This is a genomic window from Bdellovibrio sp. HM001 (genome assembly GCF_055397275.1).
The window spans coordinates 448,020-472,710 of the sequence record NZ_AP029174.1 but is presented as its reverse complement, the minus strand read 5'-3'; the positions used below and the strand labels follow the sequence as shown (position 1 = coordinate 472,710).

Below are 24,691 nucleotides of genomic sequence, written 5' to 3'. Positions count from 1 at the left end.
ATTATCTCAAATTGTTGATGGATTGAAGCATCTGATCGGAAGCCTGCATCACTTTGGAGTTGGTTTCCATCGCACGCTGGGCGGTGATCATGTTCACCATCTCGTCCACGATATTCACGTTACTGGATTCCAACTGTCCTTGTGCCAGATAGCCTGTGCCGTTCAATCCCGGACGCGAGGCAATGGCCTGACCGCTGGCCGGTGTTTGTGTGAACAAGTTCTTACCGACGGCCTTCAGACCGGCCGGATTAACAAAGTTCACCACATCAATCTGACCGATCGTCTGCGGAGCATCGTTAAGACCTGTGATCACACGAACTTCTCCCGTCGGTGCGATCTCAAGACCGGAAACATTCGGCGGGACTGTGATTTCGGGCTGAAGAACGTTGCCGTTCTTGTCCACCATGCGACCTGCCGGATCTTTTTTGAAAGCCCCGTCGCGAGTGTAAGCCGTTTCACCATCTGCCGTCAGAACCTGGAAGAACCCCTGACCTTCGATTTGAATGTCCAATGGATTTTTCGTGACCTGCGCCTGCCCACCTGCAAAATCCTTTTGCACGCCCGCAGTGCGAACCCCCAACCCCACTTGAACACCGTTGGGTGAATAAGCATTCAGACCCGAAGCCGTCCCTGGCTCCTTTTGGGTCTGATACATGAGGTCTTCAAACTCAGCACGGGATCTTTTAAAGCCAGCCGTTGAAACGTTGGCAATATTATTGGCAATCACATCCATATTGGTCTGTTGGGCTGCCATCCCTGTCGCTGCTGTGTTTAAACTCTTAAGCATTCACGAATCCTTCCGTTAGCTTCATTTCAATTTTCTATCTAACCTTGCACATACGATGGCTAACCCATTAACCGCATCTCCGCGAGAGCTAACCTGTTAGCCGTAGCTTCAGCGAAGGCTAATTTGTTTTTCCCACCACATTGATCATCTTGTCCGCCATCTGATCGTAAGCACTGATGGCTTTTTGCGTACTTTCAAAGACACGATTGGTGGTGATCATGTCTGACATTTCCTGGATGATATTGACGTTGGAGGTTTCCAAGAATCCCTGCTTTACGCTTGGATTATTGATGTTCTGCATATCCGGCGCCATATTCGGCTTAAAGGTATAAAGAGAGCTTCCTGCCTTTTGCAAAGAATCAGGGTTATTCACTGCAACCAATGACAACTTGCCCAGGTTTTCAGTTCCTTCAAACACATCACCATTGTCAGCGATGCTGATAGCGCCATTTCCAGTGAAGCGAATCACTCGGCCGGCCGGGTCCGCGCCCGGTTCCGCTTGACGAAGGACCGGGTGTCCATCCTTGGTTACAAGCTGCCCATTACCATCCAAGGTGAAGTTCCCGGCACGTGTCAATTTTACGCCACCCGGAGTGGCTACTTCAAAGAAGCCTTTTCCGTCAATGGCCACATCCAGATTGTTCCCTGTAGGCTTCAGACCCCCTTGTGAGAAGTCCGTGAAAGTACCCTTGGTATCGACATAACTTTTGTCGCCACCTTGCATATTATAAAAACTTTCAATGGATGCGACATCGCGAGGGATTTGTGTGGTTTCCGGCATCTTTTCATTGGCGGTCAGATACTCTTGAAAGAGCTGCTGATCACGCTTAAAAGCGGGCGTGTTCACGTTGGCCAAATTATTGGCGATGGTATCAAGCTTTGTACTTTGAGCCATGGCACCACTGAGCGCTGTATAGACACCTTTTACTCCCATGAACTTCCCTCCCACTGTGTTGAGCAGCAAGGCGTGTGCCATCTTTTGACAGGACGGATCTTCGTCTAGGAAAAAGGTTCCAAGCTCGACCTTTGAAGAGTTCAAAAATTCTGGGCTCAAGTTTTTTTCGATTTGGCCGTGCATTGACCTTCGTCGATGGCGCCAGGGAATTGTCAGATCTTTGTCGACAGTGTCAAAGAATCGGCTTCATAATTGACTACATGAGGACGTGGGTTTCTTTCTTTTTCATTGCATCTCTTTCTTACAGCTTCAAGACAGAAGCAGCGCCAGTGGCTCCAACCAAGCCCTTGCCTGCTCCTGCCGTGGCCGCTGCAACACCAGAAAACCGCGCCCTGAGCTTGAAAGAAAAACTTAAAGCTCTGACCGCCAAGTCGACCCATGCGCAGTCGGACAATCTGATCTTTGATCTTCCCGTGACGTACAATAAGAAAGTCAGCAAGTGGATCGCCTACTTCCAGGGAAGTGGTAACAAGTGGTTCCGGACCTGGTTGCAACGCTCTTACAAGTACATGCCTTTTATTCAGGAAGAACTAAAACGTGCGGGCCTGCCTTCGGATCTTGCCTATATGGTGATGATCGAAAGTGGATTTGCGCCAAACGCCATCAGCCACGCCGATGCGGTGGGACCTTGGCAGTTCATTGAAGCCACAGGTTCACGCTACGGCTTAAGTAAAACCTGGTGGCTGGATGAACGCAGAGATCTTAAGAAGAGTACCTTGGCTGCCATCCGTTATCTGAAAGATCTGCATGCGGAGTTCGGTTCCTGGTACCTCGTGGCCGCCAGCTACAACATGGGCGAAAGTGGCTTACGCCGGCGCATCAAGAAGTATGGCACCAAAGATTACTGGGCCCTCATCAAGCTCGATGCTCTTCCGCAAGAGACTCAAGATTACGTTCCTAAAATCCTCGCAGCCATGCTAATTGCCAAAGCGCCAAATCTGTATGGATTCCGAGACTTGGAAAAAATGGACCCGTTGGAATACGATGTTGTCCTTGTCCCCGGCGGCACCGATCTGGAACCTTTGGCCGACCACTTGGGAGTCACCAGAAAGTCATTAAAAGATTTGAACGCCGAGCTGTATTTGGGATACATTCCCCGACAGGTGCAAAAACACTTTATCCGAGTCCCTAAAGGGGCCGGGCGAATGGTTTCCACCTACGTCTATCAGAACACTCGGAAAGTTGCATTGGAATGAAACCCCTGATTGTCCAAAAATACGGTGGAGCCACTCTGGCAGATCCTGAAAAAATCAGATCTGTCTCGGCTCGCATCGCAGCTCAATCCAAAGATAATTCGCTGATCGTTGTCGTCAGCGCCATGGGTAAAACCACTAATTCTTTGATCGATCTAGCCAATCAGGTGTCAGCTCATCCGCAAAGACGCGAAATGGATATGCTGCTGACTGTGGGTGAACGTATCAGCATGTCGTTGGTCAGCATGGCCTTAAATGACCTGGGCTGTTCGGCAATCAGCTTCACCGGAAGCCAGGCCGGCATCTTTACGGATGACTCCCACGTTAATGCTTTTATCAAAGATGTGAAACCCATCCGCGTAGAAGAGGCTCTGAAAACCGACCGGGTTGTGATTCTGGCAGGTTTTCAAGGCGTGTCCCCCGTCACTAAAGAGATCACGACCTTGGGTCGAGGCGGATCCGATACATCAGCCGTGGCCATGGCCGCTGCCTTCAAGGCCGAACGCTGTGAGATTCTGAAAGATGTGCCCGCCGTTTTCACCGCCGACCCCAACATTGTAAAGTCCGCCCGTCCACTGAACGAACTGAATTATGATCAGTTGATGGAGATGACTTTCTGGGGCGCCAAAGTTCTGCACTATCGCTCGGTCGAATTGGCCAAAATGCGTGATGTAACTTTATACATTGGTCCCGCTTCCAATAAAACCTCTGACGGCACACTCGTCAAAAAAGGATTGAATATGTTTGAATCCTGCAAAGCTCTGTCCTTGAACTCGCATGAACTGGTTTTGGGAATTCACTGTAAAGAAAAGAATCCCGCTAAAGCTCTGCACGGCTTGCAAAGCCTGTTGGATCAAAACCAAATAGCCTTTCCTCAGTTGTTAAGCTGTGAACTTTCTTTGGACAAGACAGAAATCTTCCTGACCGGTCCGCAGGAGATCATGGTGGCAGTGAAGAAAGAGTTGCAGAAGCATTCCGACTTCACATTGCTGCCAACGGATTATTCCACAGTGACTTTGACCTGCACCGGAGCGACGTCGCCCGAGATTACCCAGAAGGTCCTGAATAATTTGAATGAAAAGAATTTGTCTGCCCAGAAACTTCTGGTCAGCGCCATGAGTCTGACGGTTTTGGTGGAGGCCCCCCTGCGCAAGCAGGTGATCGAGGCGCTCCATCCTTTGATTTAGTTTTAAGCTGAATTAAGGCAACAACGTCGGCGTCATCACACGATAACGATTCTGAATCTTCTGCCAGATATTCGAATGAGGGCCGGTGATCCCATCGGCTCCACCCATACCGGAGATTCCGCGTTTTGGATCCCACTGTCCACCCGGAAGAAACTTGCTAAGATCCGGACCACCCTTAGTGGTCGCAGTTCCAGCCGCACCAGCACCGGGACGACCTCCGCCACCTGCAGCTCCACCGCCATAGCTTCCGAAGCTTCCGCCTCCGCCGCCATAGAAACCTGCTGTCACTTGAACACCATCAAGGCCTTCGCCGCCCCCACCAGAGCCGCCGCCAGAATCTCCACCACCGCCCGAGCCGCCTCCGCCACCGGCCAAGCCTGCACCGCCGCCCTGCTTGCCATCAACCGCTTCTCCCGCACCGCCAGAGCCTGGTTTTCCCGGAGAAATAGAGGGCAGACCCGGAAGATCTCCAGAAAGTCCATCACCGCCTTTGGCTGTCAGTCGGGAACTTGAATCCAAACTACTGCCCACGAAAGTGCCGCCACCTGATTTTGTATTCAAACAAACAGGATCCGTCGGACTCTTCGCACAAATACATACTTTGTTTGAGGCCATTTCAGGTTTCGTACAATCTACGGGACCCGTTGCAGAACATCCGGGCAGGTTCGGATTGGTCTTACAGATTTCCGGAATCGGCGTCGAATCACCCGACGTCAACGAAGCACACTGAGAAGCGTTCTGCATGGTATTACCAAAGTTCGCGATCGCCTGATTGGCTTCCTGAACTTTATTTTCAAAGTCCGAACAACGCTTTGCCTGGGATTCGGCACTGGATATGGAAATCGACCCACCACTGGCTTGCACACATGTGGGGTTTCTGTTCACCCATTCCACCAAAGCACCGCAAGCGGAATGACATGAATTAATAGAACTGCTGCAGGTCAGGCGATAAGCCGCCACTGCCGCATTGGCTGCCGCAGAAAGACTGGCCATCTTAGAACAAGCGGCCTGGATGCTGGCCGCCGTCTGCTGACCAAACATCAAACTGAGCTGGGAGGCCGTATTCGCCACACCACTCATGCCCGAGTCATTTTTTTCATCACAGGTATAAGCCGTATCGGTAATCTGGGCACTGCACTGTTCTTGCAGCTGCTGATACTCCGCACAGCCGCCTCCGCCGCCTGTCATTTCACTTCGACAGACCCAGCCATTCCCACCATTCACGTTGATGCAGTCACTGACTGCGCATCGGTTACCACAATGATTCACCGGGCCTGGAGGACCTACAAATCCGCGATCAACTTCGCATCTGTATATATTTGTCGTGGTATTTTCTGTGGCGTCATAGACCCTGACACATGTCATTCCTTCAGGACAACCATCGGTATTACAGCCGGCCTGCGCCTGCGAAGGAAGCATAAAGAGAATTAAGAAAAATCCTCCGACAATAAACTGCGATAAAAGCACCTTCATTCCCATGGTGATTCTTTTCGGTACTTTTCAACGTGAACTTTACCAAAGTATAAGTAATCTCGATTTGAGACACTAAGGCATCAATGTCGGGCTTAAGACTTGATATCTGTTCTGAATCTTCTTCCAGATGTTGGAATGGGGTCCCGTGATTCCATCAGGACCTGACACACCGGCAACGCCGCGAGCTTTGGGATCAAACTTTCCACCGGGCAAGAATTGGCGTAAATCAGGCCCCCCCGCTTTGCCATCCGCGCCCACAGCTCCGGCTTTTCCAGCAGAGCCCCCGGCAGATCCCATAGCGCCACCACCGTAGGCTCCTCCGCCACCACCGCCATAGAATCCGGCATTGACGTCAGGATCAAGACTGTCGCTTTCGGCCTGCCCTGAGCCAGAACCAGAGGCGCCGCCTCCCGCTCCGCCACCAGAGAGGGCAAGTCCCGCGCCCGCTCCCTGACGACCCTCCACGGCCTCACCGGCACCGCCGGGCCCAGGCTTTCCGGGAGAAATAGAAGGCAAGCCCGGCAAATCACCACCAGGCCCATCGCCCCCCACAGAGTTCAAGCGTGCAGCGGAATTAATACTGGAATAAGTTGTCCCGTTCATACCTTTTTCAGAACGACAGACCGGATCTGTTGGATTCTTCGAACAAATGCAAACTTTATTGGTAGCCATTTCCGGCTTGGTGCAATCAACAGGTCCGGCACTGGAACATCCTGGCAGGTTGGGGTTGGCCTTACAGATCTCTGGCACAGTCGTGTCCCCTGAGGTCTGATCTGCACACTGAGATGCATTTTGCATCGTACCTGCGTAGTTTGCGATCGCTTGATTGGCCTCTTGAACTTTGTTTTCAAAGCGATCACAACGCTCGGCTTGGGAACGCGCACTTTCAATTATCATTGAATTGTCTCCGGCCGCCCCGGAAAAACCCTGCACGGTGCATGTGGGATTGTTCGTAACATAGTCCACCAACTCCGAGCAGGCCGAGCGGCAGGAACTGATCGAACTGCTGCAGTTCAAACGATAAGCCGCCACCGCAGCATTGGCCGCGGCAGACAATCCCGCCATTCGCGAACACGCCGCCTGAATACTGGAAGCCGTCTGCTGACCAAACATCAGACTGAGTTGGGAAGCCATGTTGGCCACTCCCCCCATTCCGCTGTCATTCTTTTCATCACACGTGTGAGCAGTTTCTTCGACCGCCTCGGAACACCGCTGCGCCAACTCGGAATACTGCGCAGAACAATCCGGCCCACGCTGCTGAATTTCTGATTGGCATACATATCCACCATTGCCATTCACATCCAGGCACTGATTGACAGGGCAACGATTGCCGCAAGGATTGGTTTGCGAGGAGCCTGGAGGTTCCTGTTGTTGCCGGGATTCAGCAGGCCGTTGGGTTTGCGAAGGACGAGAGGTGCCGCCCCCGGAACCACGGTTGGTGGAACCTGAGCCACACCGACCTTCCCTCTGTGTTTGCACGACACAGTTATCGTATCGAAGCATCTGATCCCGGCTGGCTGAACCCGATTTGGGCAGATATCGACTGGCACACCATTCAGCACAACCCAGAAAGGTGCCGGCCGAAACCTTCACGCTTCCGAGAAGTACCAAAAGAATAAGAGGGAGGAATCCCCTTAAATACCAGTTTCTCATAGAATGCCTATCGGCCCCCAACCCAGTCTGCTACAACTGTGTTCGGATATGTTCTCATATTTTAATGAAGTTGGATTCGCAAAACAGAATCAAAATGAAAAAACGATTCAAGATGAAACACTTCTTACTAGGGTATCAAAGTGGGACGCACGAACTGATAGCGGTTTTGAATTTTCATCCAGATGTTTGAATGCGGCCCGGTGATACCATCGGGTCCTGATACTCCCGCTGGACCACGAATTTTGGGATCGAATTTTCCACCCGGCAAAAACTGACGAAGATTGGGTGACACCGTTGAAGCGCTCACTGTCGCAGTAACTCCTGTGCTTCCTCTTCCCGCAGGGCCCGCCCCTGCAGAGCCAAAACCACCACTGCCGCCACCGCCATAGAAGCCGGCTGTGACAGCATGTCCACCGCCCTCAGATTCTTCGCTTGAGGATTCTGTTGCTTCAAAGTTTCCGCCTGCTGCTCCTGCTCCTGAACCCGAAAGGTTTGCACTGCCACCCTGGCGCCCTTCAACGGCTTCTCCTGACCCACCGGCTCCCGGTTTTCCCGGAGATATCGCCGGCAGACCTGGCAAGTCTCCTATGCCTGCCCCCGCAGCCCCTGGAGTGGTCAAACGCGCTGACGGATTGATGCTTCCCATTTGAATCGACCCGGCCGAGCTTTGCGATAAACACATTGGATCGGTCGGGTTCTTGGAGCAGACACAGACTTTATTGGTGGCTAATTCTGGTTTGGTACAATCCACTGGCCCAGCGGGTGTACATCCCGGAAGATTGGGATTGGTTTTACAAACATCCGGAACCTCCGCAGATTCGCCCGACGTTAAGGATGCGCATTGAGAGGCATTGTTCATGGTGCTGCTTAAATTGCTGATGGCCTGATTGGCCTCTTGAACCTTATTTTCAAACTCAGAACATTTTTCTGCGTCAGTTTCGGCCGCCTGCAGGATCAAAGGATTAGTCCCCATGGTCCCTTCAAAACCAGAGGCCATGCATGCTGGATTACTGGCGACAAAATCTTTTAAGCTGGAGCAGGCAGAACGGCACTTGGCAATCGCACTGCTGCAGAGCATGCGGTAAGCGGCCACTGCACTGTTGGCCGCTGCCGAAAGACCCGCCATCTTAGAGCATGCCGCCTGAATGCTGGCACCTGTCTGCTGCCCAAACATCAGCCCCAACTGCGTTGCTGTATTGGAAACACTGTTCATTCCTGAATTGCTTTTTTCATCACACGAACGGGACGTTGCCTGAATTTCCTGACGGCAGGCTTCCTGCAATCCGGAATACTGCTGACACCCCTCGCCCGCCACGGGGCTGGTCGAAGGTGAGCCCGCACCCGCAAATCTTTCACGGCATCGACTGTAACAGGTCTCCTGATAGTGAATCATCACATTCACATTGCAGGTATCGATGCAGTTTTGCTCAGAGAAGGCCCCCTGAACCGTGAAACTGATGGCTCGCATCTCGCGATCCCGCTCATCCGACTCTGTTTGCTGTGGTAAACTGTTAAGATACTCCAGATGCGCTTCGACGGAACCGTCGTTGGATCGTGAAGGACTTCTTCTTTTATTGGACGAGGCCCAGGCCAGATCCACCACAAGGGTGACAGCCAGAAGAGAATAACTAAGAAGAATGAAACGAACCCCTTGCCTCATGGGTTAAAAATCGGCCAAACGTAAGGACTGCTAAAATTTCCAAATCGGCTATAAGAGAACTACCAAAGATCTGTTTCCTCCTTCAGACGGAACGTATCAATTTGCACCTCAACTTCTTCCAAGCTATGCTAGCCTTGCATAGACAGGAGATCACATGACAAGCCTTTATAATTTCTCTGTAGCCAACGCCAGTGGTAAATCTACTTCTTTGGAAGAGTATCGCGGCAAAGTCGTTCTGATTGTAAACGTCGCCAGCAAATGCGGCTTCACCCCACAATACAAGGGCCTTGAAGAGCTTTACGCTCAGTTCAAGGATCAGGGCTTGGTTATTCTGGGCTTCCCTTGCAACCAGTTCGGCGCACAGGAACCAGGAACAGATTCCGAGATCCAACAGTTCTGTGAACTGAACTATGGCGTTTCGTTCCCGGTGATGGCCAAAATCGACGTGAACGGAGATAAGGCAGATCCTCTTTACCAGTGGTTGAAATCTTCCGCACCAGGTCTGCTGGGCACAGAGATGATTAAATGGAACTTCACCAAGTTCCTCGTGGGGAAAGACGGTCAGGTTCTGAAGCGCTACGCGCCTCAGGAAGAGCCCGCGAACATCGCTGGCGACATCAAGAAAGCTCTGGCTTAATATTCCGCGAACATCCATAAGCTAATAAATGGCACCGCCCTGTCAGAGACTTCGACAGGGCTTTCTTCACCGCCGACACCACGATGCTTGCGATTGTCTGGCACCCTCGTTGCTATCTCTTCTTTTCATGATGAAGAGCCCTTTTCAGACAATCAGAAACTCGCTGCTCGCAACGACCCTGTGTCTCGTTCTGGGACAGTCCTTTGCGTGGGCCTCTGTCACAGTTAAAACTGAAAAGTTCGACAATGGCGTCACCTCAAAAGAAAGTTACTATCAGGATACGGTTCTTACTGAGCGGCGCTATTTTGATATCGAGGGCCGCTTCACTGGCTGGATGCGGTTCACCAAGTCCACGCAAGGCCTTGTGATAGTGACCGAACTTTCTGTCGAAAAAGAAAACTATGGTCAGATTAAAAGTCAGGAAGAGTGGTCTTTGCTTGATCAGGAAGGCCATCAAACCGACAAGTCACGTCTGATGCGCAAATGGCACTACACCAAAGAAGCCCCTGTCACTTTGGAATACATTGGCCACCACGAACAGAATGAGCCTTTCAGAGAAATCCGCAAAGACTATTTGAACAAGGAAAATCAAATCACATCCTCGATCTTCCTTTACTACAAAGGACAGGATGAAAAGCCCTACGCCTTTATTGAAAAGAACCCCCAAGGGAAGGTTCTCAGTCAATTTTCGCTTTATGAAAAATATGATCTTGTGGGCAGCTTAAAAAAAGCAGGACTCACGGCAGATGAAATTGCCGTTTTAAAAAAGCAGCAGAAAAACCCCAACCGTTTTCTTGTAGCCATCATCGATTCTGGCTTTGACTATAACCACAAAGAACTTGTCAGCAAGTGGTGGAACAACCCTCAGGATCCGGTTGATGGCATCGACAATGATGGAAACGGCTGGATTGACGACAACTTCGGTTGGGAACAAGTGCGCAATATCGGCCTGCCCACAGAATCGTCCATTGGCATGCATAAAGACCACCGTCCGTTGTCCCATGGAACCCATGTCGCCCACATCGCCAGCCGTGGACTGAATAATATCGCACTGGTGGGCTTTGCTGGCGATTACACCCGTGCCGACTACATTCGCAAAATGTCGGCTTTCATCAAGAAACATCAGGTTCGCATCGTCAACATGAGTCTGGGCTTTCCTGCTGACAACAAAGACCTGCTGGGCCTGCGCGACGGTATTCGGGCTTATAAGACTATGATCGAAGAAAATCCCAACACTCTTTTTGTCGTAGCCTCTGGCAACGCCGGTGTTGATCTGGATATGACCAAGAACCGCCAGTACCCTGCCAGCTTTACCCATCCGAATGTTCTGAAGGTCGGCGCGCTGACGGCCAGCACGATCGAAGAAGTGACCCCTGAAAATGCCAAAATGGCTGATTTCAGCAACTTCGGTAAAGAGAACGTCGATATTCTGGCTCCGGGAGTAAAAGTCAATGCGGCTTCCTTGGGCGGCGGTCTGATTGAACACTCTGGCACCTCCATGGCAACACCTTACATGGTCAACCTGATTGCCCGCCTGTGGAGTGAGTTGCCTGAGCTTTCCGCCTCTGAAGTGCGGGACCTTTTCATCTCCACAGCTCAGGTCACCAAAGACCCCGCACCAGTCAAGTCCGGGGGATATGCGGATTTGAAAAAGGCCCTGCTGACTGGAAAGATGAAATTGCTCAAAGACCGCTACGCCAAGGTCGATGGTCCAAACTGCTGGAATGCCTCCACCTATCTGGCCGGAGTTTCCAAAGGACTGCACCACACCTTTGCCAGCGAGTTTGCCAACATCGTGGACTCAGCTCTGTGTCAGCCTGTACCGTTGGAGCAAGCCCAAGCTGGCGACACCATCGCATTTCGTCGCTTGAACAGACACGGTAAAGTTTTACCCGCCGCCTTTGCTTCGGAAGTGCATGGATACACGCTGATTGGTCCGGGACTGGGTTTCACCAAGAATGGTGTTTCTGCGGCAGCCCCCTATCAAGAGCAGCCTTCACAAGAAATCTTCTACAAGTACCGCTCGCAGGAAGGACGCGAATGCAAGAAACTGGGTATTGAACGCCAGGACTGTCGGTTGGCGCAAATGGCCTATCGCTGCAGGGGACTTGAAGAATTTATGAGCCAACACGGCGGACTTAATGTCTTTGAAAAAGATCTTCTGCTGGAAGTCAGCCGACTGGAAAAAATAGTCCAGAGTCAGATGCTTGATCAGAAGAATCTGAATGTAAATATCGAGCCCGTGCTGGAAAGACTAAAAAATAAAGTCCTGGAGCTGAAGGCTCGCGGCAGTTCTTTGATAGTCACCGACTATTTTGAGTCCCGCCTGGAATCTTTGGAATACAGATAAAAAAACAAAACTAAAAAGGAGTTCCCATGAAAAAGATCTTTATCACCGCACTGATTCTGGCCGGCGTTCAAGCCCAGGCTGAAGGCGACCTGCGTATCTTCGTCAACAATCAAGGCTGCAGTGTGATTGAGCAAATCGAAGCCACCAAGCGGATCGTCGATATCCAAAAAGGCAGCGAGCGAGAACTTATTGTCATCAACAGTGATGGCACAATGGATGGCGATCTCCAGATGATCGAAGATGCCGGCGGCATCCGAGCCGTCAGCGCCAATCAGGGCCGCCTTCAGTGCGCTGATCTGGAAGAGGATATCGGGCCTTAGTTAAAAGCCCGGGTGTTCTTTCATAAATTCCAACTCTGCCGTCGTGGACTCTCTCCCCAGGACGGCATTTCTATGTGGATAGCGTCCGAACTGATCGATGATCTTTTTATGGGCGACCTCAAACTTATAAGAATTCTCAAGCCCCTCTTGCGCAAACAGCTTCATGGCCTGATCATGGATCAACGGCGATTCGCTGTGCATATAGGGCATATAGAGAAAGCCACGCTGTTGCAGAGGTAATTCCATATCATCCCCTTGCGAAACTGCTTCCTGAGCCAACACCAAGGCTTGTGCATCACTGGCAAAGGCCTTCGCTGATCCACGAAACATGTTCCGGGAAAACTGATCCAGCACAAGAATTTCTGCCAACCGACCTTCTGGAGAATTTCGCCAAAGATAGGTTTCACCTTTGCTGACTTGGTCATGCAAATCAGAAAAGCGGGCGCGCAGAAGTTGATCAAACTCTTCATTCCTGGCAAACCACAGCTGCGGATCAATTTCTTCAAACCAAAATGAAATAACAGTCTTTGCATTCATGTCTTGAGCATCCCCGAAGCCACCCCCGGTGTCCAGACACATTGAGACATCAGCGGTGCGGAGGCAAAAGAATGACCTTCCTGGTCTTGGGATACCCAGTCCTTTCGCGCACCAAAGCAGCTTCTTCTTCCGTTGCCATTCGGAAAGGAAAGCTGTTTTTGATATTGGCAAACCCCAGACGATGGAAAGTGTTTTCAGGGACAAAGGGTTTGGTAAAACCCGTATAGAAATCAAAACGATTCGGACCTTTGATGGCTCCTCCGGCATCGCGCACGACAAAGAATCCATCGTGTTCCGTTCCATCAGGCATTCGCTGGCCTTCCAAGCGAGGCACAAAAATCACATCCCCCAACTTATAGATACTTAAGTCGGCTGCGACCGTATGATATGGATCCAGGCACACGTTTCTCATGCCATACCCATAGGGGCACTTTCGCAGATCCACTTCCTTAAAGCGTGGCACCCCATCCTCGCCACGAGCATAATAGTTGAACGACCGGAATCGTCCATTTTCATCATGAACGTAGCAAGCCCCTTGCATCACACAATTATTAAAGTCCTTCAGACACAGACGGGTCAGAATTTTGTCCTCTGGGGACAGCATCTCCACACGGGTCTGCTCTTCGCAGCGATCCACATCATATTTGATAATGGGCTTGTAATAGATTGTTGGATTTAAAAAGGTTGGCTCTTGCGGCTCGGGTAAGGGCGGTGGCATCGGTGGCTCAAAAAAGCCCACCCCTTGGGCCTGCACACCCATCGCCAACATTAGTCCCATCACCAACTTGATCATCGGCTCATACTAACAAACTCACAGGGCATCCTTCACAACTAGGTCAAAAGACATAACAAGGTGCGCTTGACCTGAACTGTAAATAAACGACGGTTCAGCGCCGTTTTCGCTCTTTATTTGAATTTATTGAATTAAAAAAACATAAGGTTCAGCCAGAGGGAGATCAGAACTTTTCTAAAACCTCTTTCAGCACATGAGCATGATTGATCTTTTCATCCCGAGCCGCATACAACAAGGTGACGTTCTGAGCTTGCGCACGCTCCGCCAACTCAGCGAGCTTATCTTGGGCTGCCGCAGCCTTGAGTTCTTTTTTGTATTCCGTTTTGAATTCAGAAAACTTTTCGGGCTTGTGTCCGAACTCTTTGCGCAGCTCCGTGCTGGGACAAATCTCCTTGGGCCACTCACTGAATTTCAGCTCTTCTTTCTTAATTCCCCGCGGCCACAAACGATCGACAAGAACACGATAACCATCATCCCGACTAGGCTTTTCATAAACTCGTTTAATCTTAATCATAAAAGGTACCTGCTCACTTTTGCAGAAGCTCTGCGTTGGATTTCTTCCATTTTACGCGCAGCTTCTGCAAAAGTGAGCAGGTACCTTTAGGGTGGGGAAAAAAACAAAACCCACTCTTGTTAGGAGTGGGTTTTGGAGTTGCTTCAGCTTGCGCGACTGCCGTCGCTCCAGCTCTGCCGCTGGCGCGAGCTAGTGTTTGCCTTTTTTGCCTTTTTTCGGAGCGTCTTCAGCTTCAACTTCTGGCTCAACACCTTCGTGGTCTTCGCCGTTGTTGCCGTTGGTATCAACCAAAAGTTTGCCGATACCGTTGGCCGCAAGGATCTTCTTACGAAGTTCAGTCATGTACTCTGGGTGCTCTTTCAGGAAGGTCTTCGCAGCATCACGGCCTTGGCCCATGCGCTCGCCGTTGATAGAGAACCACGCGCCGGATTTTTCAACCATGCCCGCAGTCACTGCCAGATCCAGAAGATCGCCTTCTTCAGAGATACCTTCACCGTACATCAAGTCGAATTCAACTTTGGTGAATGGAGGTGCCATTTTGTTCTTAACAACTTTCACCGCAGTACGGTTCCCAGTCACGTCCTCACCGTTTTTGATCGCGCCCACACGGCGTACATCCAAACGAACAGAAGAGTAGAATTTCAAAGCGTTACCGCCCGTAGTTGTTTCAGGGTTCCCGAACATAACACCGATTTTCATACGGATTTGGTTAATAAAGATAACCAGAGTGTTGGAACGATTGATCGCCGCAGTCAATTTACGAAGAGCCTGGGACATCAAACGAGCCTGCAAACCAACGTGGGAATCACCCATGTCGCCTTCGATCTCTGCGCGAGGAACCAAGGCTGCTACGGAGTCGACAACCAATACGTCGATCGCGCCGGAGCGAACAAGAGTTTCAGTGATTTCCAAAGCCTGTTCACCAGTGTCTGGCTGGGAAATCAGAAGATCTTCCGTGTTCACACCCAGTTTACGAGCATAGTTTACGTCCAACGCGTGTTCCGCATCGACGAAGGCAACAACGCCGCCTTTTTTCTGAGCTTGAGCGATCACAGACAAGCACAGAGTTGTTTTACCAGAAGACTCTGGTCCGTAGATTTCAACGATACGACCTTTTGGAAGACCGCCGATACCCAAAGCGATGTCCAAGCTCAATGCACCCGTGCTGATCGCTTCAACGTCTTTAACCAAAGATTCGTTCGCGCCCAGACGCATGATAGAGCCTTTACCGAATTGCTTTTCGATAGTCGAAACAGCCAATTCAAGGGCTTTGATTTTTTCTGAGTTTGCTTTGTTGTCTACAGTAGCGTTTGCCATCTGTCGTCCCTCTCTCGTGACTTCTGTCACGACACTTTTATTGTTTAAAATTCAGGCCGGGGGCCTTTTACTATTTCTTGTCGAGAACTTCTTTCAGCCAAGACACTGCGTAGTCTACCGAAGCCATCTGGATGGATTTGCGATCGCCTGAAAAGAGTTCTTTTCGGGAATCTTCAAAACCCGGTCCAGCGATGGCAAAGCATACAGTGCCCACTGGCTTTGACGGTGTTCCACCTGTCGGACCAGCGATACCTGTGATTGCCACAGACCAATCAGTTTTAAGCTGACGACGCACTCCGTGCGCCATTTGACGAGCGACTGTCTCGCTCACCGCACCCTCTTGCATGAGAGTGTCTCGACGAACCCCCAGAAGATCCACCTTCGCCTCGTTAGAGTAAGAAACCACAGAGCCTAGAAATATGTCGGACACGCCTGCTTGCTCTGTTACAAAAGCCGAAAGTGCACCTCCAGTACAACTTTCCGCAAAACCCACTGTGAGTTTTTGGTCGCGAAGGGATCGAATGAGTTCTTGAAGCTTTTCATGACTCAGTGACATTAGTTTGCCACCAGAATCTGAGAGCCCAACCAGTTGGTTTGAGTGTAGATCACTTGCATGATGAGGCTCGCAATTATCCCCGCGGCCACGTCATCAATCATCACCCCAAGTCCTCCTTGGATCTTCTTATCTAAATATCCTATGAATAAAGGCTTTGTGATGTCCAGCACTCTGAACAAGGCAAAACCGATTAAAATGGCTTGCCATGTCATTGGCAGCCAAACCATGGTAATCAGAAAACCTAAAACCTCATCAATTACGATCTCTTTGTGATCATGACCGCCCTTAACCTGCTCATAAGCTTCGCAGGCCGCGATTCCGACTGGGAGCAGCAAAATCACCGCCCCCATATAATAGAGCGGCCCCAGTTTGCTTAAAAGAATGACAATAGGAATAGTCACCAGGGTGCCGACAGTACCGGGGCCTTTGGGAAAACGGCCGATACCGAACATAGTCGCAAGTTGTATCAGAAAGCTTGTCATCATACCGATGACGTACGCCGGACCCACAGGCCTTGCAATGCAGAATGAGAAGCGTCAGAACTAAAGGTGCAGTTCCTGATGGAAGCCCACAGGTTCCCGCAAAGAAGACCTCCAGAGCTCGCCGGATTGGGCCGAATATTTTGTGAAGAATTTTTCCCGACGGCAGACCATCACCGCCGAAGAGCGCTCCGGCATCTCCACCACTCCCTGCATCTCAAAACACGTGGCTTCTGCATAGCGAAGCACCATGCGGTTGTTGATGTCCGGTTCACCAAAAACCCGCTGCGTGCGCACATCCTGAAAAAGAAATTTCAAGAAAGCCGCAATCAGCGACGGTGTGAATCTGCGGCCCAGATATTCCTTTTCACCAATAAGGAAATGCAACCCTTGATCAAAGGGCTGAGTTTCCACATAGCGACCCAGAATATCCTGCTGCAACCAATAGCGTTCCCAATAGCTGACGGGAACCCCATCCACACAACCGATAAAAAGACTCTGATGTTTATCTGCGAGTTCTTTTTCCAGATGAGTTTTTAATTCCGCCGGAGATTTTGCCAAGTTCCACCATTGCGATACGTACGACTGATTCATCCACTTGGAGTAGACATCAAAATCACGTTCGATGGAAAAGGGGCGGAAAGAGTACGTGTGCCCGTTTTGCTTGTTATAGATCTCAAAACACTCGGACTGCATACCCAACGTCGTATTTTTCGACCTCCCAACAGGCAAGTTCCCGTCACAAAAAAGACTCAACTGCAAACCAACCAAAAATATTTTCAAGTGGCTTTCACCTTCGACTGATCATAACTCAGTGCGAAAAACTTATGGCTTCCATCAAAATTAGCGATTCGACTTCTCCGAGTCCTTTTCGCATACTGCCTTCACGGAGGCCCCATGATTCGTTGGATGATTCTGTTGGCTAGCTTGGTCTACTTCGTAGACACTCTGATAGCTCTCCAGTTGTAGATCAAACGCCGGAAACTAAAATGTTTGGTTTCACCTCTAAGACTCTCGGGGCCGACCTATTTTCTTTCCAGAACTCAGTTCCCAGCCACTTCCGTTAATGCTATAGCTTTTTTATGAAACCAATCATTCTTACGGGCGACCGCCCAACAGGTCCCCTCCATCTTGGCCATTATGTTGGATCGCTTAAAAACCGCGTGGATCTTCAGGACTCCCACGATCAATACGTCATCATCGCAGACGTTCAGGCTTTGACGGACAACTACGATGACACCACCAAAGTTCGCGAAAACATTCTGCAAGTAACTTTGGATTATCTGGCGGCGGGTATTGATCCGGCGAAAAGCACGATCTTCGTTCAATCTGAAATCCCAGAACTGTTTGAGATGACCACTTACTTCATGAATCTGGTCACCGTGGCACGCCTGGAAAGAAATCCCACCGTAAAAACGGAAATCCAGCAAAAAGGGTTGGAAAAATCCTTGCCTGCCGGCTTCCTGACTTATCCCGTCAGCCAGGCCGCCGACATTCTGGGATTCAAGGCCAACCTGGTCCCAGCCGGTGAAGATCAAAATCCAATGATCGAACAGACCAACGAAATCGCTCAGCGCTTCAACCATATCTACAAAACGGACTTCTTTAAGCCTGTGAAAGGTATGCCGGGTGTGGCTGGCCGTCTGCCAGGCATCGACGGCAAGGCGAAGATGAGTAAATCTTTGGGGAACGCCATCTATCTTTCCGACGATGCTGACACCATCAAAAAGAAAGTTCAAAAGATGTACACTGATCCAGGGCACATCCGCATTGAAGATCCAGGCAAAGTGGAAGGCAACGTGGTCTTCAGCTTCCTGGATGTCTTCGATCCAAGAAAAGACGAAGTCGCTGCACTGAAAGAACACTATCAGCGCGGCGGTCTGGGGGATGGCACTTTGAAAGTGCGGCTGACCGAGGTTCTCAACACGATCATCGCCCCTATGCGCGAACGTCGTGCGCAGTACGCTCAGGACCCACAGGCAGTTCTGAAAATCTGCAAAGAGGGTTCTCTGAAGGCGCAGACCAAGGTCCACCAGACATTGAAAGAAATGAAATCTTTGATGGGAGTCGGACTCCAATAAGAAAAGGGCGGTACAAACCGCCCTCTTTTTTTTGCATGAACTTCCACTGGCTTGCCTACGGCAGCTCCTGCGCCCAGGTGTCGGCAATGCTGATCTTGGAATCCTCTTCCCAGAACTCATAGGGCGCCCGTTCACCGCTTTGGCGCTTTTGTTTTTCCATCGCAATCAAGTCAGAACGCAAAGTTTCGCCGGCCGTGTTTTTGGGAATTTCCATAAATTCCAGGCGGCGGATCCGTTTAAACGGTGACAGTCTGGTGCGCGCAAAGTTCATAATGTCCAAAGCCAGCTCTTTGGTGGGCTCCACCCCTTTTACAACAGAAACCAAAGCTTTGGGAACGGCCTCACGCACGGGGTCCGGACTGGGAACAACCACCACATCCCGAATCGACGGGAAGTCCTTCAGAACAAATTCAAGCTCGAAAGGACTGATGCGGTAACCCGAGGACTTAAACAATCCATCGATGCGTTCACAGTAAGTATAATTTCCAGAAGCATCGACATAGGCCGAATCCCCCGTGTGATAATATTTTTGAGTGCTGTCCAGCCCGCTCATCAAGCCCCATGGATTGCCTGAGATATCCACACAGATTTCCCCAGTGTCGCTCTGCTCCCCTTGTCCGTCCAGCAGCGCGATTTTAAAGCCTGGCATGGCTTTCCCGGTGGTCCCAAGACTTTCTTTTTCCCCAGGAGGCACTCCTATCAACGTGGCAGTTTCTGTCTGTCCATACCCATCCCGCAGGAAAAGTCCCCAGGCACTGTGAATCTTCACGATAAGATCCGCCGTCAATGCTTCACCTGTGCTTATCACTTCACGCAGACTGATTTCACTGGCAGCAATCTCTTCCTGAGCCAGCAGCCGCCAAACTGTCGGTGGCGCGCACAGGGTTGTGATTGGATATTCTTCCAGCACATCCAGAATCAGCCGTGCATTAAAGCGTTTTTCCTTGAAGACAAAGACCGTCGCTTCGGCATTCCAAGGCACAATGAACGAATTCCAGTCGTGCATCGCCCAGCCTGTGGAGTTGATCGCCAGGTGCACATCCCCAGGACGCAAGCCCATCCAGTACATGGTCGACAAATGCCCGACCGCGAACCCGCCGTGACTGTGTTCGATAGCTTTGGGTTTCACACCACTGGTGGAAATAAAATAGCGAAACAGCGGATCGGTCGCCTTGGTTTTCCCTTCAGGCTCAAACTCTGAACTTTCCAGATAGGCGTTTTCGTAATGAATCCAGCCCTCCTGCTCACCATCAACAACAATGGGAATGACTCCAGAGGCCACCACATCAAACTTTGCAGTGTGAGACTTGGTTGTGGCTATGAGTTTGATCTTTTCCCGATCCAGACGGTCTTTCAGTTCCTGTTGGGATAACAGCGGATTATTGGGCACCAGGATGGCCCCCACCTTCATCGCCGCCAGCATGATTTCCCACAAGGCCACATCATCTTCGATCAGCAGAAAGATGGAATCACCTCTTTGCAATCCCTGAGCTCGCATAAAGTTGGCAACCTGATTAGATCGTCGGGACAATTCTGAAAAGCTGAATTTCTTTTCCCGCCCCGTTTCATCCACCAGCCACAGTCCAATCTTGCTGTTGCCGTTGGCCATTGGGTCAAAGTAATCAAGGGCCCAATTGAATTCATCCAAGCGCGGCCAGCGGAAGTTTTTATAGGCATAATCATAATCCGAGCGATGCAGGATTAAAAAATCCCTCGCCTGTTCAAATTCATTGCGAAAGCTCATACAAACCTCCAGGGATTTTCTAAGGTTAGCACTTCTAACTCGACTCGCCGACGTGTGTTTCTACATTGGACTGTGCAAAGACAAGGGGACATGTTAAAAAAATCCATGGGAATTTTTCGCACTATCGCCAGCACCTTTGTTCTTGTGATCTTCGTCTATGTTTCGCACCAATTGACTCGCTTCACAGATTTTTCGTGGCAAGGCACAACTTTGCTGGTGAGCTTTCTGGCCTTCCTGTTCGCCCTGGTCCTAGGCAGCTTCACACTTCTTCTGCGCGAAAAGCGTCCGGACCACAATCCATGGCGCGATCGTTTTATGAACGGCGCCCTGACAGTCATGGCCTATATCAACTTTCTGATTTCGTTTGTAATTCTGCGTGACGTCCTGGCATTTGCGGATAAGATCTCGGTTGAATCATTGTCGTTGGAAACGCTTTACAGCGCTCAGGCCACGACGACACTGATGGGGCTTCCGCTGTTATTCATCCTTGTAGGTCATCTGATCGTGCGCAAAGGGGCCTTTAATAAAACGGTGCCCATCAAGTTTGCTCATCTGCCCGCCGACTTGGAAAATCTGCGCATTGTTCATATCACCGATCTGCACATCAGCCCCAGCCTGCCTGTTCGGCTGGTTAAAAAACTGGTGGCGCAGGTGAACCGCCTGGACGCCGACCTGATCGTATTTACCGGAGACATACTGGACAGCTTCGCGGAAAAGCACCACGAAGAATTCCAGATCTTAAAAGGTCTTCAGGCTAAACACGGAATCTACTACGTGCCCGGAAACCACGAATACTATTGGAACGGCAGTAAGAGCCTTCAGGCCTTTCGCGACATCGGGTTCCGGGTCCTGATTAACCAGGCCGAATCCCTTCGTTTCGGAACTGCCGAGTTGCAGATGATCGGCATCCCCGACCCTGCCGCCAACCATTTCAAAGAAGAAGGACCGGACCTGGCCAAGGTGCATGCTCAGTTGAAAACGGACAGCTTTAAGGTCCTTTTGTCCCATCAGCCGGCACTGGCTAAAAAAATCGAAAAGCTGGGGGTGGATTTGCAGCTTTCCGGTCACACTCATGGTGGCCAGTTCTTTCCATGGAACCTGTTGATTGTTTTCTTCCAGCGCTACAACAAGGGCTTGTACCGCATCGGCGACATGCAGCTCTATGTCAATCAGGGAACCGGCTATTGGGGACCTCAGTTGCGCCTGGGAACATATTGCGAGCTGACTGAAATTATCCTTCGCAAGAAATAAAAAACGGGGTATTAATTTCCCCTATGTCCCGAGAGAAAGATCCCCTAAAAACCCGACAAGCCGCCAAAAAGAAGGTCATGGACATGATCGCGCGCCGGGACCATTCCGAAAAAGAACTGCGCACCAAGCTGCGCGAAAAGTTCTCGGACGAAGATGACGTGGGGGATATCATCGACGAGGCCATCGAGTTCGCCAAAGACAACCGCTGGTTGGGTGACCCGTTGGACCTGGCCCATCGTTTGGCCGACATGCTTCATCGCCGCAACAAAGGCATCTATTACATCAACAACTACCTTAAGGAAAAAGGTCTTCCCACTATTGAGACCGATCGCGCTTTGGAGCTTGAAAAGGCGCTGGCGATTGTCAAAAATAAGTACGACGAGGACCACAGTTTTTCCCGTGAGGAAAAAGCCCGTGTGGGCCGCTTGCTGGCTTCCCGTGGATTCGATTCTGAGACCGTAAGAAAGGTTATTTATGAAAAGCTCTGAGATCAGAAACGCCTTTATCAAATACTTTGAGAAGAACGGACACAAACATGTCGCCTCTTCTTCCCTGATTCCTGAAAATGATCCTACGTTGCTTTTCGCCAACGCCGGAATGAATCAGTTTAAAAACACATTCCTGGGTCTTGAGAAGCGAGACTACAACCGCGCCGTGACCGCACAAAAATGCGTGCGCGCCGGTGGTAAACACAACGACTTGGAAAACGTGGGATTCACCGCACGTCACCACACGTTCTTCGAGATGCTGGGGAATTTTTCTTTCGGCGATTACTTCAAGAAGGATGCAATTCACTTTGCGTGGGAATTCCTGACAAAAGAATTGCAGATCCCGAAAGAAAAGCTTTACGTGACCGTTCACCTTTCTGACGATGAAGCGGCCGACATCTGGCACACCCAGGAAGGTGTCCCGCGTGAGCGCATTTTCCGCTTCGACAAAGACAATTTCTGGAAGATGGGTGACACCGGTCCTTGCGGTCCGTGCACAGAAATCTTCTATGATCACGGCCCCAAAGCTGGCACCATCGACGATCCTTACAAAGGCATCGCGGCCGGCGAAGACCGCTTCGTGGAAATCTGGAATCTGGTCTTCATGCAGTACTTTGAAAATCCTCCGGGCACTCTGACACCGCTGCCGAAGCCTTCTGTGGACACTGGTGGCGGTCTGGAGCGCATGACTGCAGCCATGCAGGGTGTGTTTAACAACTATGACACCGATCTCTTCCAGCCGATGATTCAACATGCCTGCAAAATCGGTGGTATTGAATACATCACAGACAAAGAGGTGCTGGCGAAAAACCCTGCGGCGGCGGAAACTACAGCCGCTCTGCGCGTACTGGCCGATCACTGCCGTTCCACGTCTTTCCTGATTGCTGACGGCGCTTTGCCATCCAATGAAGGCCGCGGTTACGTGCTTCGTCGTATCATGAGACGCGCCATCCGTTACGGGCGCAAGCTTTCTGCTGACAAGTCCTTCTTGCCTGGCATGGCGGAAGCGTTGATTGAAAGCATGGGCTCTGTTTATCCAGAGCTGAAAACCCGTCGCGACCATATCATCAACACCATCCGTGACGAAGAAGACCGCTTCATCGCCACTTTGGACAAAGGGACCGCGATTCTGGCCGATGAACTTTCCAAGGCCAAAGCCAAAGGCGTTAAAGAGCTTTCCGGCGAAGTCGTCTTCCGTATGTATGACACCTATGGCTTCCCTGCCGATCTGACTCGCGTGATAGCCAACGAACAAGGCATCGAAGTGAATGAAGCCGCGTTCGAAAAGGAAATGGAAGACAACCGTGCCAAATCCAAAGCCTCCTGGAAAGGCAAATCCATGGGCGCTGACGAAGCTCACATGATCAAGTTTGCCAAAGACTATCTTCAGTCCGGCAAAACAGTGACCTTCCTGGGCTATGAAGGAACCATCGGCGACGGTAAAGTGATGGCCCTTTCCAATGGCCAGGCTGAAGTTTCAGAACTCAAAACCGGCGATTCCGGTTTGATGATTCTGGATGCAACAACCTTCTATGGTGAAGGAGGAGGTCAGTCCGGTGACGTGGGTTACATCATGCAGGACACCCACCGTGCGCGTGTCGTGAACACCACAAAAATCGACGATATCGTTCTTCATCATGTTGAGATCGAACACGGCTCGTTCAAAGTGGGCAATGCCGTTGTGACGGGCGTGGATCCAGTTGAAAGACGCAATACGGCTGCGAACCACTCTGCAACTCACTTGTTGCATGCGGCTCTTCGCAAAGTACTGGGCACGCACGTGACTCAGGCCGGTTCTTTGGTTGATTCGCAAAAGACCCGCTTTGACTTTACTCACAACAAGCCGGTGTCTTCTGAAGAAATCAAAAAGATCGAAGACCTGGTGAATGAACAGATCGCGCGTGCCAATCCGGTGCAAACCGAGATGATGTCCCACAAGGCCGCCCTTGAAAAAGGGGCCATGGCACTGTTTGGGGAAAAGTACGCAAGCGACGTGCGCGTTCTGACGATGGGTGATTTCTCTTGCGAACTGTGCGGCGGCACACACGTAAAGAACACTTCCGAAATCCGCTTGTTCAAAGTCGTTTCTGAAGCAGGTGTCAGCTCAGGCGTTCGCCGTATCGAGGCGATTACTGCTGACAATGCCGTTCACTATGTGATGAGCGCTGTAAATCATCTGGATGATGCTTTGGCAGCCGCAGGCTTCCAAAAAAGCCCGCACTATATCAAGCATCTGGAAACCACCGGCGAAACAGCCACTTTGGCAAACCGTGTGGAGTCCCTGAAAGATCAGGTGAAGCAGCTGGAAAAAGAAATGAAGAAACTGCAGGGCGGACAGGTCAACGTCGATGATCTTGCTGCCAAAGCCCTGACCTTCAAAACCAAAGCCGGCGCTTCTGCGAAACTGGTATTGGCGGATGTTCCTTTGGATGACCGTCAGGTTCTGGCAGAGGTCACTGATCATCTGAAGAACAAAATCCAGTCCGGCATCGTGGTTGTGGTTGGCCAGGGGGACGGCAGTCACCCGATCATCGTGAGTGTTTCCAAAGAGATCACCTCCGAAACCAAAGCCGGCGATCTTTTGAAGGAAGTTGCTGGTATTATGGGTGGTAAAGGGGGCGGTCGCCCAGACTTCGCTCAAGGGGCCGCACCAAATCGTGCGCAAATGAACGAAGCCTTCAGTAAGATCAAATCAATGCTGGGTCTGTAAAGACCT

The 24,691-nt window shown here is 50.7% G+C and carries 23 protein-coding genes; 9 read left to right on the top strand and 14 right to left on the bottom strand.

From position 1 onward, the window contains the following. Nucleotide 1: 1 nt before the first annotated feature. Complete coding sequence (gene flgG / locus ACZ5ZZ_RS02320; RefSeq protein ID WP_464141051.1) at nt 2–787, bottom strand: flagellar basal-body rod protein FlgG; 786 nt, start codon at nt 785–787, stop codon at nt 2–4. A 118-nt stretch (nt 788–905) separates the two neighbouring features. Continuing rightward, entirely contained in the window at nt 906–1,721 is an 816-nt protein-coding gene (gene flgF, locus ACZ5ZZ_RS02315; RefSeq protein WP_464119987.1) for a flagellar basal-body rod protein FlgF, read from the bottom strand. Between the two features lie 221 nt (nt 1,722–1,942). Between flgF and ACZ5ZZ_RS02310 the strand changes: the two genes are divergently transcribed. Next, nucleotides 1,943–2,938 carry a lytic transglycosylase domain-containing protein gene (locus ACZ5ZZ_RS02310; RefSeq protein ID WP_464119986.1) on the top strand — a complete coding sequence of 332 codons (996 nt, stop codon included), beginning with the start codon at nt 1,943–1,945 and terminating at the stop codon, nt 2,936–2,938. Then, nucleotides 2,935–4,122, top strand: coding sequence for an aspartate kinase (locus tag ACZ5ZZ_RS02305; RefSeq protein WP_464141049.1), 1,188 nt, complete (start codon nt 2,935–2,937; stop codon nt 4,120–4,122). Before ACZ5ZZ_RS02310 ends, ACZ5ZZ_RS02305 begins: the two co-directional genes overlap by 4 nt. A 12-nt stretch (nt 4,123–4,134) precedes the next feature. On the opposite strand, the gene ACZ5ZZ_RS02300 is transcribed toward ACZ5ZZ_RS02305, so the two are convergent. The 3 genes from ACZ5ZZ_RS02300 to ACZ5ZZ_RS02290 form a co-directional block, all read right to left on the bottom strand. Then, nucleotides 4,135–5,541, bottom strand: coding sequence for a hypothetical protein (locus tag ACZ5ZZ_RS02300; protein WP_464141047.1), 1,407 nt, complete (start codon nt 5,539–5,541; stop codon nt 4,135–4,137). A gap of 126 nt (nt 5,542–5,667) precedes the next feature. Next, entirely contained in the window at nt 5,668–7,248 is a 1,581-nt protein-coding gene (locus ACZ5ZZ_RS02295) for a hypothetical protein (RefSeq protein ID WP_464141045.1), read from the bottom strand. Between the two features lie 127 nt (nt 7,249–7,375). After that, nucleotides 7,376–8,908, bottom strand: a complete 1,533-nt coding sequence (locus ACZ5ZZ_RS02290; RefSeq protein ID WP_464141043.1) for a hypothetical protein — start codon at nt 8,906–8,908, stop codon at nt 7,376–7,378. A gap of 154 nt (nt 8,909–9,062) precedes the next feature. On the opposite strand from ACZ5ZZ_RS02290, the gene ACZ5ZZ_RS02285 reads away from it, so the two are divergent. The 3 genes from ACZ5ZZ_RS02285 to ACZ5ZZ_RS02275 all read left to right on the top strand — a co-directional run bounded on the left by ACZ5ZZ_RS02285 (nt 9,063) and on the right by ACZ5ZZ_RS02275 (nt 12,215). Continuing rightward, complete coding sequence (locus tag ACZ5ZZ_RS02285; protein ID WP_464141041.1) at nt 9,063–9,545, top strand: glutathione peroxidase; 483 nt, start codon at nt 9,063–9,065, stop codon at nt 9,543–9,545. A gap of 127 nt (nt 9,546–9,672) precedes the next feature. Further along, nucleotides 9,673–11,895 (top strand): S8 family serine peptidase, encoded by a 2,223-nt coding sequence (locus tag ACZ5ZZ_RS02280; RefSeq protein ID WP_464141039.1) that lies wholly within the window; start codon nt 9,673–9,675, stop codon nt 11,893–11,895. A gap of 26 nt (nt 11,896–11,921) precedes the next feature. Then, nucleotides 11,922–12,215 carry a hypothetical protein gene (locus ACZ5ZZ_RS02275; protein ID WP_464119979.1) on the top strand — a complete coding sequence of 98 codons (294 nt, stop codon included), beginning with the start codon at nt 11,922–11,924 and terminating at the stop codon, nt 12,213–12,215. Here the strand turns inward: ACZ5ZZ_RS02275 and ACZ5ZZ_RS02270 are convergent, their stop codons facing one another. From ACZ5ZZ_RS02270 to ACZ5ZZ_RS02235, 8 genes are all read right to left on the bottom strand, one after another. Further along, nucleotides 12,216–12,752, bottom strand: a complete 537-nt coding sequence (locus ACZ5ZZ_RS02270) for a DUF924 family protein (RefSeq protein ID WP_464119978.1) — start codon at nt 12,750–12,752, stop codon at nt 12,216–12,218. Nucleotides 12,753–12,801: 49 nt separating this feature from the next. Next, nucleotides 12,802–13,545, bottom strand: a complete 744-nt coding sequence (locus ACZ5ZZ_RS02265) for a 3D domain-containing protein (protein ID WP_464119977.1) — start codon at nt 13,543–13,545, stop codon at nt 12,802–12,804. A 163-nt stretch (nt 13,546–13,708) separates the two neighbouring features. Next, a complete protein-coding gene (locus ACZ5ZZ_RS02260) occupies nt 13,709–14,059 on the bottom strand; it encodes a DUF488 domain-containing protein (protein ID WP_464119976.1) in 351 nt (116 codons plus the stop codon). A 189-nt stretch (nt 14,060–14,248) separates the two neighbouring features. Continuing rightward, nucleotides 14,249–15,376 (bottom strand): recombinase RecA, encoded by a 1,128-nt coding sequence (recA, locus tag ACZ5ZZ_RS02255; protein ID WP_464119975.1) that lies wholly within the window; start codon nt 15,374–15,376, stop codon nt 14,249–14,251. A 70-nt stretch (nt 15,377–15,446) separates the two neighbouring features. Next, on the bottom strand, nt 15,447–15,932 hold the full coding sequence (locus tag ACZ5ZZ_RS02250) for a CinA family protein (protein ID WP_464133145.1): 486 nt from the start codon (nt 15,930–15,932) through the stop codon (nt 15,447–15,449). Further along, nucleotides 15,932–16,384 carry a phosphatidylglycerophosphatase A family protein gene (locus tag ACZ5ZZ_RS02245; protein ID WP_464141037.1) on the bottom strand — a complete coding sequence of 151 codons (453 nt, stop codon included), beginning with the start codon at nt 16,382–16,384 and terminating at the stop codon, nt 15,932–15,934. Before ACZ5ZZ_RS02245 ends, ACZ5ZZ_RS02250 begins: the two co-directional genes overlap by 1 nt. Nucleotides 16,385–16,413: 29 nt before the next feature. Further along, nucleotides 16,414–16,506 (bottom strand): hypothetical protein, encoded by a 93-nt coding sequence (locus ACZ5ZZ_RS02240; RefSeq protein WP_464121381.1) that lies wholly within the window; start codon nt 16,504–16,506, stop codon nt 16,414–16,416. Further along, a complete protein-coding gene (locus ACZ5ZZ_RS02235) occupies nt 16,475–17,107 on the bottom strand; it encodes a GNAT family N-acetyltransferase (RefSeq protein ID WP_464119972.1) in 633 nt (210 codons plus the stop codon). Before ACZ5ZZ_RS02235 ends, ACZ5ZZ_RS02240 begins: the two co-directional genes overlap by 32 nt. A gap of 386 nt (nt 17,108–17,493) precedes the next feature. On the opposite strand from ACZ5ZZ_RS02235, the gene trpS reads away from it, so the two are divergent. Further along, entirely contained in the window at nt 17,494–18,492 is a 999-nt protein-coding gene (gene trpS, locus ACZ5ZZ_RS02230; protein ID WP_464119971.1) for a tryptophan--tRNA ligase, read from the top strand. A gap of 55 nt (nt 18,493–18,547) precedes the next feature. Here the strand turns inward: trpS and ACZ5ZZ_RS02225 are convergent, their stop codons facing one another. Continuing rightward, nucleotides 18,548–20,236, bottom strand: a complete 1,689-nt coding sequence (locus ACZ5ZZ_RS02225) for an AMP-binding protein (protein ID WP_464119970.1) — start codon at nt 20,234–20,236, stop codon at nt 18,548–18,550. Between the two features lie 90 nt (nt 20,237–20,326). Here ACZ5ZZ_RS02225 and ACZ5ZZ_RS02220 point away from each other — a divergent pair, with 90 nt between their 5' ends. From ACZ5ZZ_RS02220 to alaS, 3 genes are read left to right on the top strand one after another with little or no spacing between them, the layout of a single operon-like run. After that, a complete protein-coding gene (locus tag ACZ5ZZ_RS02220) occupies nt 20,327–21,487 on the top strand; it encodes a metallophosphoesterase (protein WP_464133141.1) in 1,161 nt (386 codons plus the stop codon). A 23-nt stretch (nt 21,488–21,510) separates the two neighbouring features. After that, nucleotides 21,511–21,975: a regulatory protein RecX gene (locus ACZ5ZZ_RS02215; RefSeq protein ID WP_464119968.1), complete on the top strand. Its 465-nt coding sequence runs from the start codon at nt 21,511–21,513 to the stop codon at nt 21,973–21,975. Beyond that, nucleotides 21,962–24,685 (top strand): alanine--tRNA ligase, encoded by a 2,724-nt coding sequence (gene alaS, locus ACZ5ZZ_RS02210; protein ID WP_464133139.1) that lies wholly within the window; start codon nt 21,962–21,964, stop codon nt 24,683–24,685. The genes ACZ5ZZ_RS02215 and alaS overlap by 14 nt, the downstream gene beginning before the upstream one ends. Nucleotides 24,686–24,691 lie beyond the last annotated feature (6 nt).